The 18509-nt window shown below is 70.4% G+C and carries 20 protein-coding genes and 1 pseudogene; 20 read left to right on the forward strand and 1 reads right to left on the reverse strand.

All coding sequences use genetic code 11. The annotated features are described in order from the left end of the window. Positions 1–35: 35 nt before the first annotated feature. From cpaB to ABT057_RS11965, 13 genes and pseudogenes are all read left to right on the forward strand, one after another. A complete protein-coding gene (gene cpaB, locus ABT057_RS11905) occupies positions 36–743 on the forward strand; it encodes a Flp pilus assembly protein CpaB (protein WP_352342480.1) in 708 nt (235 codons plus the stop codon). A gap of 13 nt (positions 744–756) precedes the next feature. Next, positions 757–2010 (forward strand): CpaE/TadZ family protein, encoded by a 1254-nt coding sequence (locus tag ABT057_RS11910; RefSeq protein WP_352342481.1) that lies wholly within the window; start codon positions 757–759, stop codon positions 2008–2010. Between the two features lie 58 nt (positions 2011–2068). Continuing rightward, positions 2069–2398, forward strand: coding sequence for a pilus assembly protein (locus ABT057_RS11915; protein WP_352342531.1), 330 nt, complete (start codon positions 2069–2071; stop codon positions 2396–2398). A 1-nt stretch (position 2399) separates the two neighbouring features. After that, positions 2400–2756, forward strand: a complete 357-nt coding sequence (locus ABT057_RS11920) for a TadE/TadG family type IV pilus assembly protein (RefSeq protein ID WP_352342483.1) — start codon at positions 2400–2402, stop codon at positions 2754–2756. A 17-nt stretch (positions 2757–2773) separates the two neighbouring features. Next, a complete protein-coding gene (locus ABT057_RS11925) occupies positions 2774–4111 on the forward strand; it encodes a TadA family conjugal transfer-associated ATPase (protein WP_352342485.1) in 1338 nt (445 codons plus the stop codon). 5 nt (positions 4112–4116) lie between these two features. Beyond that, positions 4117–5061 carry a type II secretion system F family protein gene (locus ABT057_RS11930; protein ID WP_352342487.1) on the forward strand — a complete coding sequence of 315 codons (945 nt, stop codon included), beginning with the start codon at positions 4117–4119 and terminating at the stop codon, positions 5059–5061. Between the two features lie 16 nt (positions 5062–5077). Further along, a complete protein-coding gene (locus ABT057_RS11935; protein ID WP_352342489.1) occupies positions 5078–5965 on the forward strand; it encodes a DUF5936 domain-containing protein in 888 nt (295 codons plus the stop codon). Between the two features lie 9 nt (positions 5966–5974). Further along, the gene (locus tag ABT057_RS11940; protein WP_352342490.1) at positions 5975–7234 is read left to right on the forward strand and encodes a sensor histidine kinase; all 1260 of its coding nucleotides are present in this window, start codon (positions 5975–5977) and stop codon (positions 7232–7234) included. Further along, a pseudogene (locus ABT057_RS11945) lies at positions 7194–7919 on the forward strand (response regulator); the annotation flags it as partial. The gene ABT057_RS11940 and the pseudogene ABT057_RS11945, both read left to right, overlap by 41 nt. Before the next feature lie 82 nt (positions 7920–8001). Beyond that, positions 8002–8217, forward strand: a complete 216-nt coding sequence (locus tag ABT057_RS11950; protein WP_352342533.1) for a Flp family type IVb pilin — start codon at positions 8002–8004, stop codon at positions 8215–8217. Beyond that, positions 8214–8828 carry a pilus assembly protein TadG-related protein gene (locus tag ABT057_RS11955; RefSeq protein ID WP_502973867.1) on the forward strand — a complete coding sequence of 205 codons (615 nt, stop codon included), beginning with the start codon at positions 8214–8216 and terminating at the stop codon, positions 8826–8828. The genes ABT057_RS11950 and ABT057_RS11955 overlap by 4 nt, the downstream gene beginning before the upstream one ends. Before the next feature lie 16 nt (positions 8829–8844). Continuing rightward, entirely contained in the window at positions 8845–9429 is a 585-nt protein-coding gene (locus ABT057_RS11960; RefSeq protein WP_352342492.1) for a hypothetical protein, read from the forward strand. Between the two features lie 8 nt (positions 9430–9437). Further along, the gene (locus ABT057_RS11965) at positions 9438–10055 is read left to right on the forward strand and encodes an OmpA family protein (RefSeq protein ID WP_352342494.1); all 618 of its coding nucleotides are present in this window, start codon (positions 9438–9440) and stop codon (positions 10053–10055) included. Positions 10056–10065: 10 nt separating this feature from the next. Here ABT057_RS11965 and ABT057_RS11970 read toward each other — a convergent pair whose 3' ends face one another. Then, entirely contained in the window at positions 10066–10689 is a 624-nt protein-coding gene (locus tag ABT057_RS11970) for a dihydrofolate reductase family protein (protein WP_352342495.1), read from the reverse strand. Between ABT057_RS11970 and ABT057_RS11975 the strand changes: the two genes are divergently transcribed. The 7 genes from ABT057_RS11975 (at position 10688) to ABT057_RS12005 (ending at position 18419) form a co-directional block, all read left to right on the forward strand. Next, on the forward strand, positions 10688–11074 hold the full coding sequence (locus ABT057_RS11975; protein ID WP_352342497.1) for a DUF192 domain-containing protein: 387 nt from the start codon (positions 10688–10690) through the stop codon (positions 11072–11074). The two genes, ABT057_RS11970 and ABT057_RS11975, sit on opposite strands and share 2 nt — an antisense overlap. A 37-nt stretch (positions 11075–11111) precedes the next feature. Then, positions 11112–11912 carry a class I SAM-dependent methyltransferase gene (locus ABT057_RS11980; protein WP_352342499.1) on the forward strand — a complete coding sequence of 267 codons (801 nt, stop codon included), beginning with the start codon at positions 11112–11114 and terminating at the stop codon, positions 11910–11912. Between the two features lie 734 nt (positions 11913–12646). Further along, positions 12647–13420: an isoprenyl transferase gene (locus tag ABT057_RS11985; RefSeq protein ID WP_352342501.1), complete on the forward strand. Its 774-nt coding sequence runs from the start codon at positions 12647–12649 to the stop codon at positions 13418–13420. 328 nt (positions 13421–13748) lie between these two features. Next, positions 13749–15074, forward strand: a complete 1326-nt coding sequence (phoH2, locus tag ABT057_RS11990) for an RNA 5'-3' helicase PhoH2 (protein WP_352342503.1) — start codon at positions 13749–13751, stop codon at positions 15072–15074. Positions 15075–15495: 421 nt separating this feature from the next. Beyond that, positions 15496–16170 carry an aggregation-promoting factor C-terminal-like domain-containing protein gene (locus ABT057_RS11995; protein WP_352342505.1) on the forward strand — a complete coding sequence of 225 codons (675 nt, stop codon included), beginning with the start codon at positions 15496–15498 and terminating at the stop codon, positions 16168–16170. Between the two features lie 59 nt (positions 16171–16229). Next, the gene (locus tag ABT057_RS12000) at positions 16230–16946 is read left to right on the forward strand and encodes an aggregation-promoting factor C-terminal-like domain-containing protein (RefSeq protein ID WP_352342507.1); all 717 of its coding nucleotides are present in this window, start codon (positions 16230–16232) and stop codon (positions 16944–16946) included. 156 nt (positions 16947–17102) lie between these two features. Next, a complete protein-coding gene (locus ABT057_RS12005) occupies positions 17103–18419 on the forward strand; it encodes an AI-2E family transporter (RefSeq protein WP_352342508.1) in 1317 nt (438 codons plus the stop codon). The last annotated feature ends 90 nt before the right edge of the window (positions 18420–18509 follow it).

Genomic DNA, 18509 nt, shown 5'->3' on the forward strand with positions numbered 1-18509 from the left:
CGCTCGACCCGACCCCCAACGAGGTTGCACGGTTCATGAACTCCCGTCAGCGCCGCGGCGTGATTCTCCTGCTCCTGTCGGTGTTGTGCGCCCTCGCGGCCTTCGCCGGCGTCCTCTCCGTCATAGACGACGTCAAGTCCGAGGTCGGCCCCGAGGTCGCCGCGTACGAGCTGCGGTCCGACGTGGCGCCGTACACGCCCCTCACCGCGGGCCAGTTCAAGAAGATCGAGATGCCCGAGCGCTGGCTGTCGGAGAACGCGGTCACCGATCTCGCCACGATCCGCGGCAAGATCGCCGTGACCACGCTGAAGAAGGGCTCCCTGCTCCAGGACGACATGATCGTCGACCAGCCCGCCCTCCAGCCGGGGCAGCAGGAGGTCGCCATCATGATCGACGCGGCGACCGGGGTGGCGGGCAAGATCAAGCCGGGCTTCTCCGTCAACGTCTACGCCACCTTCGAGGGCGCCCGGGAGAGCGATCCCGACCAGTCGAAGATCATCGTGACGAACGCCCGCGTCATCGACGTCGGCAAGCTGCCCGTCCTCGACCCCGACGCGAGCGAACGGGACCGGTCGACGACCCAGGTGGTCCCCATCACCTTCGCGCTCTCCACGCTCGACGCCCAGCGCATCACCTACGCCGAGTCCTTCGCCAAGCGGGTCCGCCTCGCCCTCGTCGCCCCCGGCGGTGACACCACGGTCCCCGAACGGGACCGTACGTACGAACTCGCCACGGACAAGTGAGAGGCCGCCGCCCATGCCCACGAGGATCCTCCCGGCCGTCGGCGACGCGGACGCGGTCCGCTCCCTCACCACCCTCCTCAGCCAGCTCCCCGACGCCGAACCGGTCACCCCGGTCGGCGACTCCACCCAGCTCGTCGACACCCTCGCCCGGCTCGCCGCCGAGTCGGTCGACGAACTCCCCGAGGTCGTCGTCGTCCATGAACGCATCGGCCCCGTACCGGCCCTCGAACTGGTCCGCGAGGTCGCCCTGCGCTTTCCGGCGGTCGGCGTCATCCTCGTCACCACGGACGTGGGCCCCGGTCTCTTCCAGGCCGCCATGGACTCCGGCGCCCGCGGCCTGGTCACGCTCCCGCTGAGCTACGAGGAGCTGGCGAACCGCGTCCAGTCCGTCGCCCAGTGGTCCGTGGGGGTACGACGTCATCTGGGCCACGGGTCCGAAGTGTTCACCGGAGTGGGAGGCACGGTCGTCACCGTCAGCGGCGCCAAGGGGGGCGTCGGCGCGACCCTGGCCGCCGTCCAGATCGCCCTCGCCGCCCAGGCCTCCGGCCGCCCCACCGCCCTGGTCGACCTCGACCTGCAGGCCGGCGACATCGCCTCCTACCTGGACGTCCAGTTCCGCCGCTCGGTCGTCGACCTCGCCGCCATCGCCGACATCTCGCCCCGCATCCTCGCCGAGGCCGTCTTCCGCCACGACACCGGAGTGGCCCTCCTCCTCGCCCCCGGCGAGGGCGAACGCGGCGAGGAGGTCACCGACCGCGCCGTCCGCCAGATCCTCAGCGCCCTGCGCTCCCGCTACGAGGTCGTGATCGTCGACTGCGGTGCCCAGCTCAGCGGCGCGGGCGCGGCCGCCGTGGAGATGGCCGACCGGGCCCTGCTCGTCACCACCCCGGACGTGGTCGCGGTCCGGGGCGCCAAACGCACCGTCCGCATGTGGGACCGGCTCCAGGTCCGCAAGGCCGAGGAGACGACCGTCGTCGTCAACCGCCACTCCCGCGGCACGGAGATCCAGCCGCAGCTCGTCCAGCGGATCACCGGCACGGCCGTCGCCGCCACCGTGATCCCCGCCAACTTCCGTGAACTGCAGGCCGCGGTCGACGCCGGCCGGGTCCACGCCCTCGACGGCAAGAGCACCGTCCGCCAGGCCCTGTGGGCGCTCGCCGCGGAACTGGGCCTGGTGAAGGTGCCGGAGGGGGCCGTCGTACGGCGGGGCGGCCGGGGCCGGGGCGCGGACCGGGGCGCGGTCGGTTTCCGGCGGCGGAAGGAGTGAGGCCGTGAGGAGCCGGGTGCGCGGGGACCGCGGGCAGGTCACGATCGAGTTCCTCGGCATGACGCCGCTGATCATCGTGACCCTGGTCCTGGTGTGGCAGTTCGTACTTGTGGGATACACGTTCACGCTCGCGGGGAATGCTGCCGACGAGGCGGTGCGGGCGGGGACGGCGGCGCCGCCGGGGGAGCGGCAGGGGGTCTGCGAACAGGCGGGCCTTGACAAGCTGGGGGACGCGTGGAAAGGAAACGCGAGCGTGAGCTGCGGCGGCACTGGCTATGTGACGGCCGAGGTCACCCTGCACGTCCCCGTCCTGTTCCCGGGCCTGATCGACTTCCCGTTCCCGGTGTACGGCCACGCCGGTGCCGTAGAGGAAGAGGACGGCGACTGAGATGCGGTACGGACTGCGCAGGCGCGGCGACCGGGGGCAGGTGGCGCTGGAGTACCTGGGATTCCTGCCGCTGTTGCTGCTGGTCGCGCTGGGAGCCGTCCAGCTCGGACTGATCGCGTACGCCGCCCAGCAGGCGGGGACGGCGGCCAGGACCGGGGCGCGCAGCGCGTCGCTCCGCGAGGACTACCAGGCGGACTGCGCCCGGGCGGTGAGCAGTTGGCTGGACGCGGGGTGCGTGAGCGCCGACCTGGGCGACGAGGTGCAGGTCACCTCCAGTGTCACCATCCCGTCGGTCATCCCCGGCATCGGAAGCTTCGGCACCGCCCGCAAGACGGCCACGATGCCGGTCGACCACTGAAGGAAGGCGGCGAAGCCATGAGCCTGCGGGCACGCATCACCACCCCCGAGGAGCAGGGCGGCCGGGGCGAGGACGGCCTCCTGGTCTCCTCCTACCGGTCCAAGCTGCTCGAGGAGATCGACCTCGCCGAGATGAGTTCGCTGGCGGCCGCCGAGCGCCGGGCGCGGCTCGAGCGTGTCCTCGGGCACATCATCAGCCGTGAGGGCCCGGTGCTGTCGACCGTGGAGCGCTCGCAGCTGATCCGGCGGGTGGTCGACGAGGCACTCGGCCTCGGCATCCTGGAGCCGCTGCTCGAGGACGCGTCCATCACGGAGATCATGGTGAACGGCCCGGACGCGATCTTCGTCGAGCGGGCGGGGAGGGTGGAGCAGCTTCCGCTCCGGTTCGCCTCCAACGACCAGCTCATGCAGACGATCGAGCGGATCGTGTCGACCGTCAACCGCCGTGTCGACGAGACGAACCCGATGGTGGACGCCCGCCTCCCGTCCGGCGAGCGCGTCAACGTGATCATCCCGCCGCTCTCCCTCACCGGCCCGATCCTCACCATCCGCCGCTTCCCGCGCTCCTTCACCCTCAACGAGCTCATCGGCTTCGGCTCGCTCGACGAGCCCATGCTGTACCTGCTGGCGGGGCTGGTGCAGGCGAAGTTCAACGTGATCGTGTCGGGTGCGACCGGCACCGGCAAGACGACCCTGCTCAACGCCCTCTCCGGACTGATCCCGGAAGGCGAACGCATCATCACCATCGAGGACTCGGCCGAACTCCAGCTCCAGCAGTCGCACGTGATCCGGCTGGAGTCCCGGCCGCCGAACGTCGAGGGCAACGGCCGGATCACCATCCGCGACCTGGTCCGCAACTCGCTGCGGATGCGCCCCGACCGGATCGTGGTCGGCGAGGTCCGCGGCGGCGAGTCGCTCGACATGCTCCAGGCGATGTCCACCGGCCACGACGGCTCGCTCGCCACCGTCCACGCCAACAGCGCGGAGGACGCGCTGATGCGGCTGCAGACCCTGGCGTCCATGTCCGACGTGGAGATCCCGTTCGTCGCGCTGCACGACCAGATCAACAGCGCCGTCGACGTGCTCGTCCAGCTCACCCGGTTCGCCGACGGCGCCCGGCGGATCACCGAGATCGCCCTGCTCGACAGCCACGGCTCGGAACCCTTCCGGCTCGCGACGATCGCCCGCTTCAACGCCCAGCCGATGACCGCCGACGGCCTCGTCCACGGCGCCTTCGAGTACTTCCCCCTCCCGCGCCGCACCGCCGACCGCCTGTACATGGCGAGCCAGCCGATCCCGCAGGCGTTCGGGGTCGCGCGCGACGCACTCGAACTGACCACACGGGAAGCGCGGTAGCAGCCATGGACCTCGACACCCTCATCACCCTCACCACCGGTGTGGCCCTGCTGACCTGCACCCTGGCCGTCGCGGGCGTCCACGTCTACGCCAAGGGCCGCGCCCAGCGGGCCGCACTCGTGGAACGGCTGTCATACACCGGCCAGGTTCCCCTGAGCGGGCGCCGCCGCCGCTTCCGCGACCTGGATCGTCGCCTGCGCCGTACGCCCCTGGGCCGCAAGCTCGAACTCAAGCTGGCGGCGACCGGGCTGGACATCACCCCGGGCGAGTTCTTCGTCTACATGATCGCCACGGTGGCGGGCCTGTGGCTGGTCGGCCAGGCGGTGCTGGCCCCCTTCTTCGGCCCGCTCGCCGGACTCCTCGGCATCTGGGCCGCCCTGCAGTTCCTCAACTGGCAGCGCCAGAAACGCATCGAGAAGTTCATCAACCAACTCCCCGAACTGGCCCGCATCCTGGCCAACGCCACCCACGCCGGCCTCGCCCTGCGCACCGCCATCGGCATGGCGGCGGAGGAGCTCGAGGCCCCGGCCGGCGAGGAACTCGGCAAGGTGGCCAACCAGTTGGCGGTCGGCCACTCCATGGACGACGCCCTCGGTGAACTCGCCGACCGGCTCCCCTCCCGCGAACTCGTCGTCCTCGTCACCACGCTCGTCCTCTCCAACCGGGCGGGCGGCCAGGTCGTCGGCGCGCTGCGCAACCTCACCGAGACCCTGGAGGAGCGCAAGGAGACCAGGCGCGAGGTGCGCACCCAGCTGTCCCAGGTCAACATGACCTCGTACGCCGTGCCGGTGCTGGGCGTCGGCGCCCTGTTCCTCATGGACAGCGTCAGCTCGGGAACGCTGGAACGGATGACCGGGTCGGCGATCGGCCAGGCCTGTGTGATCGTCGCCTTCGCCCTCTACGCCGTCGGCTTCGTCCTCATCCGCCGCATGTCGCGGATCGACGTCTGAGGAGGGACGCACCAGCATGGAACTCCTGCTCGCCCTCGCCATGGGCCTCAGCGTGTGGGGCGTCTTCGCCGGGATCCGCATGTACCGGGCCGAGGCGAAACTCCCCAGCGACCTGGTACTGGCCCTGGAGGTCGGCGCCACCCGCACCAGCGCCGTGGGCTCGCTCGTCGACCGCCTCGGCATGCGCTACGCGCCCGCCGTGCTGCGCCTGATGGGCCCCAAACAGGTGGCCCGCTACCGGCGCCGGATCGACCTCGCGGGCAACCCGGGCGGCCTGACCATCGACCGCTACGCCGCCCGCCGCGCGGTCTACGGCGCGATCGGCGGCCTCGGCGCCCTCGCCGCCCTCCTTCAGGGCAGCTTCTTCATCGCCCTCCTCATGCTGGCCTTCGCCGCCTTCTGGTCGGAGGTCGGCATCTGGTCGGCGATCCGGGTCCGCAAGGACGCCATCGAACGCACCCTGCCCGACTTCCTCGACGTCCTCGCCGTCGTCGTCAGCGCCGGCCTCGGCTTCCGCCAGGCCCTCGACCGGGTCTCGTCCAAGTACGAGGGCCCCTGGGCGGACGAGATCCGCATCACCCTCCGCCAGATGGACCTGGGCATGAGCCGCCGCGAGGCCTTCGAGGAGCTGCGCCGCCGTAACGACTCCGAGCAGGTCGCCATGTTCGTCACCGCCCTCCAGCAGGGCGAGGAACTGGGCGCGCCGATCGTCGACACACTCGTCGCCATCGCCAAGGACATGCGCCGCACGGACGCCCAGAACGCCCGCCGCAAGGCCGCCCGCGCGGTCCCCAAGGCCACGCTGATGATCACGACGTTCATGGTCCCGGCGACGATGCTGCTGCTCGGCGCGGGCATGCTCCTCGGCTCCGGCACCGACTTCAGCTCGATCACCGGGGACTAGGGGGCACCGATGACGGCAACCGCGGACACCATGCGTCTCCAGGTCAACGCCCTCCAGGCGATGTGCCGCCAGGTCTTCGGCTTCCGTCTCGCGATGATCGCGGTGGCCGCCCCCGTCGCCCTCCTCAACGCATCCCCCGGCCTGGGCACCCGCCTGGTCGGCGCGGCCGTCGTCGTCACCTTCATGGGCTCCTACGTCCTGTTCCGCGACTGGGAACGCTTCGGCCCCCTCCTCCTGCGCCATCCCGCCCTCCTCGCGGCGGACACCGTCCTCGGCACGCTCCTGCTGATCTCCGCCGGCCCCGACACCACCCTCGCCTACGTCAGTGTCTGCACCCCGCTCCTCGCCGGCATCGTCTACGGCTGGCGCGGCGCGGCCTGCTTCGCCTCCCTCCAGTCGCTGATCCTGCTCCTGGTGCAGGCCACGCTGGTGGCGGGCCCGGGCACGAGCGTCGCCGAACGCCTCCTCCTCCCCGGTTTCTGCGTCATCACGGGCGCGGTCGGCTCGACCCTGCGCGGCCTCATGCTCCGCTTCGGCGAGGCCACCCAGACCCTGACCGCCGTCCGGGCCCGCCTCGCGGTCGCCGAGGCGGTGGCCGCCGAACGCGCCCGTCTCGCCCGCGAGATGCACGACTCGGTCGCCAAGACCCTGCACGGAGTCGCGCTGACCGCGGACGCCCTGGCCTCCTCGGCGGACCTCGACCCCGCCGCGGTCCGACGGCAGGCGGAACTCCTCGCCCGTTCCGCCCGCCGCGCCGCCGCCGAGTCCCGCGAACTCCTCACCGACCTGCGCCGCGAGTCGGACCCGCCCGCGGGCGTGGACGTCCTGCCCGAACTGAAGGCCCGCACCAGCGACTTCGCGTCCCGCACCGGCCTGCCCGTCACCTACCGTCCCACCGGCGACCGTACGACCCTCCCGGTGCCGCCCGCCGTGGCCCGCCAGCTCCTCACCATCACCGCGGAGGCCATGGAGAACGCCCGCCGGCACGCGGCCCCCACGTCGGTGGAGGTCTGCGCGGGCGTCCACGACGAACAGCTCACGCTCTCCATCCACGACGACGGCCGCGGCCTCCCGCCCGGCACCACCCTCGACCACCTCCGCCGCACCGGGCACTTCGGCCTCGTCGGCATGGTCGAACGGGCGGCCTGTGTCGGCGCCCGCATCCACATCGCCAGCGGCGACCACGGTCCGGGCACCGAGGTACGACTCGAACTGCCCCTCGCGGCGCTTGTTCCCGAGCGGAGGCCGCATGTCGCACCGACCCCCTGACGCAGCCGTGCGGGTCGTGGTCGCCGACGACAACCCGGTGGTCCGCGCGGGCCTGACCGCGATCCTCACCAACCGCGAGGACATCACCGTCGTGGCGGAGGCGGCGGACGGCCGCGAGGCCTACGAGGCGGCCGTCCGCCACCGCCCCGACGTGGTCCTCCTCGACGTCCGCATGCCCGGCGTGGACGGCCTCACGGCCCTCCCGCACCTGGCCCGCATCACCTCGGTCCTCATGCTGACGTACAGCCATGACTCCTCGACCGTCCAGGAAGCGCTGCGCCTGGGCGCGCGCGGCTACCTGGTGCACGGCGAGTTCACGGTGGAGGAACTGACGTCAGCGGTCGGCGATGTCTCAAGAGGCAATCATATCGGTGCGACTGCACACATGGACATTGCCCCAACAGGCTTATTTCCAGCGACTTTCGCGCACTCGCTTTCGCAACTGCAACCAAATGTGGGACAGTCTTCGCTGTCGGCGCCAGCGCCGGTGCCGGGACACAGGGCCGGGTTCGGGCTCAGCGGGAGGGAGGCGGAGATCATGGACCTCATCGCGTCGGGTCTGAACAACCAGCAGATCGCCGCCGCCTGCTTCATCAGCGAAAAGACCGTCAAGAACCACATCAACCGCATCTTCGCCAAGCTGCACAGCAGCAGCCGCGCGGAGGCGGTGGCGAAATGGCTGGGAAATTGGGCCCACGGGCCCTCGTCCGCAGCACCCGCCACGGCATACGTTCCTCATGCCAATGCCTCAAACCGAGAGGAACGCCATGAGCGACCTGCTGCTGAGGACCGCCGTCGCGGCCAAGGTCCGGGTGACGGAGGCGGTAAGGCGCCGCGCCGCCGGCGACCGTGGGCAGACCGCGGTGGAGTACCTGGGGATCATCGCGGTGGTGGTGGCGATCGTGGTGCTGATCGCGAACACGAACCTGGGCCAGACGATCGTGGACAAGCTCACCACCCAGATCGGCAAGGTGGCTCCCTGACCCGATCTCACGGGCACCGCGACGCCGGGCAGGCTTTCCCCATCTACATCACGGTGGTGGCGGGCCTGCTCTTTCTCGCGTTCGCGTACTTCGCGGTGGGCCAGGCGGCGGTCAACCGGAACGGCGCCCAGACCGCCGCCGACGCGGCCGCGCTGGCGGCGGCCCAGGAGACGAGGGACCAACTCGCGGGCGAGTGGGTCGCGGACGTGCTCGACCCGACGAAGTGGCAGCAGATCTTCGACGGTGACGTGAGTCTGGAACCCTCGTGCTGGCGCGCCTCCGAGCTCGCCGCGCAGAACGACGCCAGTGTGGACGACTGCGTGGACGGCCTCCGCACCACCGTCAGGGTCCACGCGAACAAGTCGGCGGGGGAGTCCGTCATCCCCGTCACGAGCACCACAAGGGCACATGCGTCCGCCACCGCCGTGGTAGAGCCGCTGTGCACGTTCGAACTGCCGGGCGAGGACCCCGAGGACCCCGAGGACCCCGAGGACGCCGTACTGCCGACGCTCACGTGCGACGACGGGGAGGACTGGCAACTGGACCCGGAGGACCTGACCGATCTGCCCGGGCCCGAGGACCTCTTCGACGTCCACCTGACCACCGGCTGAAGAAGGAAGCAGAGTGATGAACATGCGATTCACTGCGAAAGCCCGCAGGGGGACGGTCGCGCTGACCCTCGTGGCCGGGCTGGCCCTCGGCGCGGCCGGCTGCGGGGGCGGGGGTGACGACGACAAGAAGCCGCAGAACACGTCGTCGGCATCCAAGTCCGGTGGTGGATCGCAACCGAACACGCAGGAAGGGGAGTCCGAGGAGCCGATCGCCGAACTGAAGGGCCCCGGCGGCCTGCTTCTCCAGATCACCTCCGCGGTGCGCGACTCAGGCGGCTTCGTCACCGTGAACGGTGCCCTGAAGAACGACGGCGGGGAGATGGCCACGATCCCGTCCGCGCTGAGCGGCAACGAAACCGAGATCATGAACAACGGCCGCTCCCTCGGCGGAGCCACTCTCGTCGACTCCAAGAGCAAGAAGCGCTACTACGTCCTCCGCGACACAGACGGCCGGCCCCTCACCACCACCGGCTTCTCCACCCTGAAGGCGGGGGAATCGATCGACGTCTTCCTCCAGTTCCCCGCACCCCCCGCCAGCTCCACCGACGTCACCTTCCAGCTCCCGCTGTTTCCCAGCGCGGTCATCAAGATCTCCGGGTGAGGCCGGTCATGACCCCACGTCTCACGCTGGCCGTGGCCACAGCCACCCTCGTGATCCTCGGCACCGCTCCCGCGTCCCGTGCCGACGACACCGCCCCCAGCGTCCCCCCGGGCACCGAACCCACCGCCACCGCCCCGGTCGAGGTGGACCCGAACGACCCCGACCTCAAGCTTCCCCAGGGCGGCACCCTGGCCGAGCCCAAGGTGCTGGACATCAAGCAGGTCGTGGAGGACCAGTCGGGCGACGAACGCCGTGAGGACACCAACGCGGACGTGACGTTCGCCCTGCAGGCGGAGGTCCTCTTCGGCAAGGACAGCGCGAAGCTCGGCGCGGACGCGCAGGCCCGTATCGCGGTGATCGCCGACGAGATCAAGAAGCAGAACACCAACCTGGTCCGTGTCTTCGGCTTCACGGACAACCTCGGTTCCTCCGCCCACGGTGACGTCCTGTCGAAGCAGCGCGCCGACGCCGTCCAGGCCGAACTCGCCGGCGACCTGAACAACCCGGACATCACCTTCGAGGTGCGCGGCTACGGCGAGCAGTACCCGATCGCCGACAACTCCACGGAGGAGGGCCGCAAGAAGAACCGCCGGGTGGAGGTCACCTTCCCGAGGACCGCGAGCTAGTGCCGCGGCACTAGGGGCTGTCCGCCTGCCGCAGGATGTCGTAGCGCAGCAGCACGACACCGTTGCCGAAGGTGCGGGACTCGGTGAGGTGGAGCGCGGTGTGGGTGTCGGCGGGCGGGAAGAGGGGGGTGCCGCCGCCGACGAGGACGGGGTGGACGCAGAGGTGGATCCCGTCGACGAGACCGTGGCGGAGGAAGGCGGCGGAGAGGGCGGCCCCGCCCAGGCCCAGGTCGCCGCCCGGCTGTGCCTTCAGGGCCTCGACCTCCTCGGGGACGACGTCCCGCACGATCGTGGTGTTCCACTCGGCGTGTTGCAGGGTCCGCGAGTACACGGTCTTCGGGATGTCCCGCCAGATGCCGGCGAACTCGGCGGACGTGGGGGAGACGTCCGGGTCGGCGTCGGCGGTCGGCCAGTAGCCGGCCATGAGTTCGTAGGTGGTACGGCCGCTGAGCAGGCCGCCCATTTCACGGATCACGTCGTTGAAGTACTGGTGGACTTCCTCGTCGACGCGATGCCAGGAGATGTCCTGTCCGGGGCCCTCGATGTACCCGTCGAGGGACATCGACATCATCAGCACGATTTTTCGCGGCACGGGGAAGAGGGTAGGCCGGACAGGATACGAGAGGTGGGACATGGGGCGGTGGCGGGACGGGCGCGGCGAACTGGTCGTGGGCGGGGAGGGTGTGGAGGACGGGGGCGTCATCCGGATCCCGCTGGAGATCGCCGCCTCCTACCGGGCCCGTACGAAGGGCCTGCTGGGCCGGGACGGCGTCGACGGCGTGCTGCTGCTCTCCCCCGCTTCCGGGGTCCACACCTTCGGTATGCGCATCCCCATCGACGTCGCCTATCTGGCCCGCGACCTCACGGTCCTGGCCGTCCGCACGATGCGCCCCGGCCGTCTGGGCCTGCCACGCCCGCGGGCCCGGCACGTCCTGGAGGCCGAGGCGGGCGCCCTGACGGAGTGGGGGGTGCGGGCGGGGGCGCGGGTCTCGGTCGAGACGTTCCCCGCGGGAAAATGACCGGCGCCCGTTCCCTCCCCTCTGCCACGATCCCTCCATGACCGCCCATCAGCCCCCCGGCCCCGGCCCCGCCCCCACCTTCGAGGACCTCCTCGCCGAGGGCGCCGCCGTGCCCACCGAGGGATGGGACTTCTCGTGGTTCGAGGGGCGGGCTACGGAGGCACGGCCCTCGTGGGGGTACGCGGTGTCGCTGGGCCGGCGGCTGGCCGGCGCGACCGCCGCGCTGGACGTCCAGACCGGGGGAGGAGAGGTCCTGGACTTCGCCCTCGGGCGGGCCGGGAGCGTGCCCCTCCTCGCCGTCGCGACCGAGGGCTGGCCGGCGAACGTCGCGAAGGCCACCGATCTGCTGCGGCCGCGCGGTGTCGTGGTCGTCTCCTCGCCGGAGGACGCCCCGCTGCCGTTCGCGGACGCCGTCTTCGACCTCGTCTCCAGCCGTCACCCCGTCAGGCCGCTGTGGGAGGAGATCGCGCGGGTGCTGCGGCCCGGCGGGACGTACTTCGCCCAGCATGTCGGCCCGCGCAGCGTCTTCGAACTGGTCGAGTTCTTCCTCGGGCCGCAGCCGGACGCGGAGAGCAGCGCGCGGCATCCCGACCGTGAGCGGGCCGGGGCCGAGGCGGCCGGTCTGGAGGTCGTCGGCCTGCGCGCGGAGCGGCTGCGCGTCGAGTTCCACGACATCGCGGCCGTCGTCCACTTCCTGCGCAAGGTGGTGTGGATGGTGCCGGGCTTCACCGTTCCGGCCTACGAGCCCCGGCTGCGAGCCCTGCACGAGCGGATCACGACCGAGGGCCCCTTCGTGGCCCACAGCACCCGACATCTCATCGAGGCCCGCCGCCCCTGAGACCCGCCCGGCGGCGCCGCGCGGAGAATTGGCCGGGAACCGTCGCCCGGTGCGCCGGGGTGTGCGCGGGCGGAGAGATCGAGGAGTGTTCGCCGTAGCGCATTCCGGCGTACTCCGGTCGGTCGTCCGCGGCCCTCCGGGCAAAGCGAAAGGTGCATTCCGGTGCACTCTTCCGCAGAACGCCCCCGGCCTCCACGGGGTTTCCACATCGTTATCGCGACTGGTTCGCATTCACAGTCGACCTCGCGTAAGTTCGAGGGCGCGCAATTCGCGCCAGCAAAGCTGCGGGTGCGGCACCGCGCAGTGGAGGGGGCTGCACGGTGCCGCCCGCGTCAAGCCGGCGTTCACCGGCCGGTTAGCCCGTCAGGGGGACCTGCGGACGCCCTCCCGGGTGACGCCCAAGTCGCGTCAAAACCTCTGCTTCCCTCGGTAAACCACCCGATTCCCCTGGGATTTGGCTGTGTTCCGGCCATCGGCCACCCATGAATCATGGCTTCCGGGGTCATCTGGGCGTCGTCAGCCGACTCCGGAGAGTAATTGTCTCGCGCCAATGCACGCAGCATCACTTACGAAGGGTTATGGTGGAAACCCCCCCTCGGGCCGGTCCGTCTCCCCCCCACGGACCGGCCCGTTTTTTTGCACCCACATCGAACCGCCCCGCACGGCAACGGCGATCCGCACGGCGGTAGGCTGTGGCCGCGGGGACCGCACCGTACGGAGGGGCTGACAATCACGTGAACCTGCGCGACAAGCTGCGCGGCCTTCTGGTCAGGCTGTACGCACGCCGGGTGGAAGGCCACCTGGACCACGCTCAGGTGCCCAAGCACATCGGGGTCATCATGGATGGCAACCGGCGCTGGGCGAAGGCCGCGGGTTCCTCCACCGAGGACGGCCACCGCGCCGGTGCCGAGAAGATCGAGGAGTTCCTCGGCTGGTGCTCCGAGACGGATGTCGAGGTCGTCACCCTGTGGCTGCTGTCGACGGACAACCTCGACCGCCCGCAGGAGGAACTCGTCCCGCTCCTCGGCATCATCGAGGACGTCGTGCGCACCCTCGCCGCCGACGGCCGCTGGCGGGTCCACCACGTCGGCACCCCCGACATCCTCCCCTCGCATGTGCAGACCGCGCTGAAGGAGGCCGAGCAGGCCACCGCGCACGTCGACGGGATACTGGTCAACGTGGCCATCGGCTACGGCGGCCGGCAGGAGATCGCCGACGCCGTACGCTCCATGATCGTGGACGCCGCCGACAAGGGCACCTCGATGGAGGACCTGGCGGACTCCGTCAGCGTCGACCTCATCGGCCGCCACCTCTACACGCGCGCCCAGCCCGACCCCGATCTGGTGATCCGCACCAGCGGTGAACAGCGGCTGTCCGGATTCATGCTGTGGCAGACGGCCCATTCGGAGTACTACTTCTGCGAGGTCTTCTGGCCGGCCTTCCGCAAGGTCGACTTCCTGCGGGCCCTGCGCGACTACGCGGCCCGTCACCGGCGCTACGGCGGCTGACCCACGCGATCCCCCGAACGGGGCGTTTGTACCCCTTTTGGGGTGGAAGTAACAAGGAGTTCACCGGCGCGCCGTCATATGCCGTGGCATGGCGGCGCATTTTCGAGGGCATAAGCCAAGCAGGTCGATGCCCGAACCACGGGTGTCGCATCCTCAGCGGGCGGCACGGGGCCGTCCGCCCGGGAGGCCCTTTGCACCAGCCCGACCGTGCGGTCACGGCACGGAAGAAGCAGCGGGGGGCCGGTCACCGGCCCGTGCATCGGGGCCGCCGACCGGTCCAGCTCCACTCCGTCGCTCCCCGACCTCATCCGAGGGGGTACGTCCTTCCGTGGTGACCAGCACAAAGCGCCGTATGCCAGACCGGCGCACCTATGTTCTCGACACCAGCGTCCTGCTGGCCGACCCGAACGCCATGGCCCGCTTCGAGGAGCACGAGGTCGTGCTCCCCATCGTCGTGGTCACGGAACTGGAGGCCAAGCGGCACCATCCCGAACTCGGCTACTTCGCCCGGCAGGCCCTGCGTCTGCTCGACGACTACCGGGTCAGGTACGGACGCCTCGACGCCCCCATCCCGATCGGGGAGCTGGGCGGGACCATCCGTGTCGAGCTCAACCACTCGGACCCCAGCGTGCTGCCGTCCGGCTACCGCCTGGGGGACAACGACTCACGCATCCTCGCGGTCGCCCGCAATCTGCAGGCCGAGGGGTTCGACGTCACGGTCGTGTCGAAGGATCTACCGCTCAGGATCAAGGCGTCCTCGGTCGGTCTCCTCGCCGAGGAGTACCGGGCCGAGCTCGCCATCACGGACTCCTCCGGCTGGACCGGAATGTCCGAACTGACGCTGCCCGGCGAACAGGTGGACATCCTCTTCGAGGAAGGACACGTGTACGTCCCGGAGGCCGCCGACCTGCCCGTGCACACCGGCCTGACCATCCAGTCGGAGCGCGGCAAGGCACTCGGCCGGGTCACCCCCGAGGGCAACATCCGGCTGGTGCGCGGCGACCGTGAGGCGTTCGGCATCAAGGGCCGCAGTGCCGAGCAGCGCATCGCGCTCGACCTGCTGCTCGACCCGGACGTCGGGATCGTCTCCATGGGCGGCCGGGCCGGCACCGGCAAGTCGGCGCTGGCACTGTGCGCGGGCCTGGAAGCGGTCCTGGAGCGCCGCCAGCACCAGAAGGTGATGGTCTTCCGTCCGCTGTACGCGGTGGGCGGGCAGGAGCTCGGCTATCTGCCCGGCTCCGAGGCCGAGAAGATGAGCCCGTGGGCGCAGGCGGTCTTCGACACGCTGTCGGCCGTCACCTCCCGCGAGGTCATCGAGGAGATCACCGCCCGCGGCATGCTGGAGGTGCTCCCGCTGACCCACATCCGCGGCCGCTCCCTCCACGACGCCTTCGTGATCGTCGACGAGGCCCAGTCGCTCGAGCGGAACGTGCTGCTGACCGTTCTGTCCCGGATCGGCGCCAACTCCCGGGTGGTCCTCACCCACGACGTGGCGCAGCGGGACAATCTGCGGGTCGGGCGCTACGACGGTGTCGTCGCCGTCGTGGAGAAGCTGAAGGGCCACCCGCTCTTCGCGCACGTGACGCTGAACCGGTCCGAGAGGTCCCAGATCGCGGCGCTTGTGACCGAAATGCTCGAGGACGGACACATCTGACCCTGACCGCACAAGTTCATAAGCTTTGAGCGTCAGTTGGCGCCGCCCGACAAAGGCCGTGAGCCTAGCCGGGCGGCGTCGACGCGTGTGGGGGTTTCGCGAAATACACAGGTCACCAACAGGTGTGAGCTTTCACACGCAACTCGAGATTGCCTTGTGGTGTCTGGTTACGGCAAAGTCTCGTTCCTGTCAGGCCCCGCATACGGCACACGTGTACCCCCAGGGGTACGGAAGCACACACGCACCACCCTTCAACTCCATAGCGTCGTCGTATGCCGCCCGAGCACCACACGGCGCTCCCTCCGGGGGAGTTGCCCACCGGGCCCGCGCCTCCCGTGACCCCGCAGTTGGGAGGCCAGCGTCAGGGGCACGATTGCGTCCGCCAGGGTCACCGAAGCGGGCGATGCTGGAAGGAAACCGTGTGAGCCGGATCTCGGTCCGGGGATTCGCAGTGGCCTCGGCCACGGCGGTCACCGCTGTCGGAAGCGTCGTCGGCGTTGCCTCGGGCAGTGTCGCGCAGCCCAACGACGCAGAGTCGACGGCGAGCGACGCGACGCTCCTCGCTGACATCCCTGTGGGCCAGCAGGCCCAGGTGCAGACGACGTCCCTGACGCAGCAGGCCAACTACCAGGCCATCGCCGCGGACGAGGGCGCGAAGAAGGACGCGGAGGCAGCGGCACGCAAGGCCGCGGCCAAGACCGCCGTCGCGAAGAAGGAGGCCGCCGAGCAGGCGGCCAAGGAGCGTGCGGCGGCGAAGGCCAAGGCCAGCCGCAGCGCGGGTGACTTCCCGATCCAGAGCTCCTACACGGTCGCGCAGATCCAGGCGATGGCCGCGCAGATGGTGCCGAGCGGCCAGTTCCAGTGCTTCAGCAACATCGTGGACCACGAGTCCAGCTGGAACTACCACGCCGTGAACGCCTCCTCCGGCGCCTACGGTCTCTTCCAGGCGCTGCCCGCCGGCAAGTACGCGTCCGCGGGCGCCGACTGGCAGACCAACCCGGCCACCCAGATCAAGTGGGGCCTGAACTACATGAACAGCCGGTACGGCAGCCCCTGTGACGCCTGGTCGTTCTGGCAGGCCAACAGCTGGTACTGAGCCCCAGCGGCTCCGGCCGCGCACCCTTTTCATCTGTCGACCAAGCAGAAGGAACCCGTGTGAGCCGGAACTCGGCCCGGGGATTCGCGGTGGTCTCGGCCACCGCGGTCACCACTGTCGGTGCTGTCATGGGAGTTGCCCAGGCAGGCACCGGTCAGACCGGAAACGACGCAGAGACCAAGGCGACCGAGGCGACCCTCCTCGCCGACTTACCAGTGGGCCAGCAGGCACAGGTGCAGACGGCATCCGTGACCCAGCAGGCCAACTACCAGGCCATGGCGGCCGACGCCACCGCCAAGAAGTCGGCGGAGGAGTCGGCCCGCAAGCAGGCCGCCAAGGACGCGGTGGCCAAGCAGAAGGCCGCCGAGGCGAAGGCGCAGGCCGACAAGGAGGCCAAGGAGCGCGCGGAGGCTGCCAAGGCCAAGTCGGAGGCCGGCACCCAGTCGACTTCGGCCGGCACCACGTTCAGCCAGCAGTCGTCCTACACCGTCGCCCAGGTCAAGGCCATCGCGGCCTCGATCGTGCCGAGCGGCCAGTTCCAGTGCTTCAGCAACATCGTGGACCACGAGTCCGGCTGGAACTACAAGGCCGTCAACCCCTCCTCCGGCGCCTACGGCCTCGTCCAGGCCTACCCCGGCTCCAAGATGTCGTCCGTCGGCGCCGACTGGCAGACCAACCCGGCCACCCAGATCAAGTGGGGCCTGAACTACATGAACGACCGCTACGGCAGCCCCTGTGACGCCTGGAACTTCTGGCAGGCCAACGGCTCCTACTGAGCCGTCGCCGGCACCGTCGCTCAACCTCGCACAGCCCCTCCCCGTCCTCAGGGGAGGGGCTTTCGCCCTGTACGGTCGTAGAGCCCGCGTCGCATCTTTGGCCGGGCTCGCTCCGAGGGGGGAGTGGTGGGGATGGACGGGGGAAGAGGACGGATCATGTCGCGAGTGCCAGGGTGGCTCGGCCGGATCGGCGCCGGTCTGACGGAGATGGGTGACCGGCTCGACGAGCGGCGTGCCGAGGTCGAGCGGGAGAGCGAGACCGTGGAGCCGGAGCAGAGCGTGCCCGAGACCGTCGAGGCGCCCCCGGCGGACCTGCCGCCGCCCGCGCCGCGCCCCGATCCCGTGCAGGCCGTGCCGTGGGGTGTCCGGGTCGCCGCCGAGGCGGGCTGGCGGCTGCTGGTGCTCGCCGGGACCCTCTGGGTGCTGATCAAGGTCATCAGCGCCGTCCAACTGGTCGTCCTGGCCTTCGTGGTCGCCCTGCTGCTGACCGCGCTCCTCGAGCCCACCGTGGCCCGGCTCAAGCGGGCAGGGGTGCCGCAGGGGCCCGCGACGGCGCTCACCGCGATCCTCGGGTTCGTCGTCATCGGTCTGATGGGCTGGTTCGTGACCTGGCAGGTCATGGAGAACATCGACAACCTCTCGGACCAGGTCCAGGACGGCATCGACGATCTGCGCCGCTGGCTGCTCAACAGCCCCTTCCACGTCACCGACAAGCAGATCAACGGCATCGCCAAGAACCTGCGCGAGGCGATCGGCGCCAACACCGACTCCATCACCTCGGCGGGCCTGGAGGGCGTCACGGTCGTCGTCGAGGCGCTCACCGGCATCCTGCTGTCGTTCTTCTCGACGCTGTTCCTGCTCTACGACGGCAAGCGGATCTGGGAGTGGACGCTGAAACTGGTCCCCTCCGCCGCCCGGCCGGGCGTGGCCGGCGCGGGCCCGCGGGCCTGGGCGACGCTCACGGCGTACGTCCGCGGCACGGTCGTCGTCGCCCTCATCGACGCCATCTTCATCGGCCTGGGCATCTACTTCCTCGATGTGCCGATGGCCGTCCCGCTCGCCGTGTTCATCTTCCTGTTCTCCTTCATCCCGCTGGTCGGCGCGGTGGCCTCCGGCGCGCTGGCGGTCGTCGTGGCGCTGGTGACCCAGGGCGTGTTCACCGCGGTGATGACACTCGCCGTGGTGCTCGCGGTGCAGCAGATCGAGGGCCACATCCTCCAGCCGTTCATCCTCGGCCGCGCGGTCCGCGTCCATCCGCTCGCGGTGGTCCTGTCGGTGGCCTCCGGCGGCATGGTCGCGGGCATCGGCGGCGCGGTGGTGGCCGTCCCCCTGGTGGCGGTCACCAACACGGTCGTCGGCTACCTGAAGGCGTACTCCCAGGAACCGGCCCCGCGGACCTCCCCCCGGCCGAGGGGAGCGACGGCGGCGGGGGTGGCCCCCGTGGCCCCACCGCCCGCGGACAAGACCGACTAGGGCCCTTCTGATGGATCTCCGCGGCGTCGCGACGCCCGGCACGCACTCTCGCCGCACCGGACAAAAGCCCTAGTAGCTCCGCTACGAGGG

Source organism: Streptomyces sp. NPDC002588 (genome assembly GCF_040295925.1).
Lineage (GTDB): Bacteria > Actinomycetota > Actinomycetes > Streptomycetales > Streptomycetaceae > Streptomyces.

Coding starts and splice junctions, on each gene's coding strand:
- ABT057_RS11980 (WP_352342499.1), top strand. CDS start 11,112: ATGACCGCCCATCAGCCCCCCGGCCCCGGCCCCGCCCCCACCTTCGAG.
- ABT057_RS11925 (WP_352342485.1), top strand. CDS start 2,774: ATGAGCCTGCGGGCACGCATCACCACCCCCGAGGAGCAGGGCGGCCGG.
- ABT057_RS11930 (WP_352342487.1), top strand. CDS start 4,117: ATGGACCTCGACACCCTCATCACCCTCACCACCGGTGTGGCCCTGCTG.
- ABT057_RS11960 (WP_352342492.1), top strand. CDS start 8,845: ATGAACATGCGATTCACTGCGAAAGCCCGCAGGGGGACGGTCGCGCTG.
- ABT057_RS11940 (WP_352342490.1), top strand. CDS start 5,975: ATGACGGCAACCGCGGACACCATGCGTCTCCAGGTCAACGCCCTCCAG.
- ABT057_RS11935 (WP_352342489.1), top strand. CDS start 5,078: ATGGAACTCCTGCTCGCCCTCGCCATGGGCCTCAGCGTGTGGGGCGTC.
- ABT057_RS11910 (WP_352342481.1), top strand. CDS start 757: ATGCCCACGAGGATCCTCCCGGCCGTCGGCGACGCGGACGCGGTCCGC.
- ABT057_RS12005 (WP_352342508.1), top strand. CDS start 17,103: ATGTCGCGAGTGCCAGGGTGGCTCGGCCGGATCGGCGCCGGTCTGACG.
- ABT057_RS11970 (WP_352342495.1), bottom strand. CDS start 10,689: ATGTCCCACCTCTCGTATCCTGTCCGGCCTACCCTCTTCCCCGTGCCG.
- ABT057_RS11915 (WP_352342531.1), top strand. CDS start 2,069: ATGACGCCGCTGATCATCGTGACCCTGGTCCTGGTGTGGCAGTTCGTA.
- ABT057_RS11920 (WP_352342483.1), top strand. CDS start 2,400: ATGCGGTACGGACTGCGCAGGCGCGGCGACCGGGGGCAGGTGGCGCTG.
- cpaB (WP_352342480.1), top strand. CDS start 36: ATGAACTCCCGTCAGCGCCGCGGCGTGATTCTCCTGCTCCTGTCGGTG.
- ABT057_RS11975 (WP_352342497.1), top strand. CDS start 10,688: ATGGGGCGGTGGCGGGACGGGCGCGGCGAACTGGTCGTGGGCGGGGAG.
- ABT057_RS11965 (WP_352342494.1), top strand. CDS start 9,438: ATGACCCCACGTCTCACGCTGGCCGTGGCCACAGCCACCCTCGTGATC.
- ABT057_RS11950 (WP_352342533.1), top strand. CDS start 8,002: ATGAGCGACCTGCTGCTGAGGACCGCCGTCGCGGCCAAGGTCCGGGTG.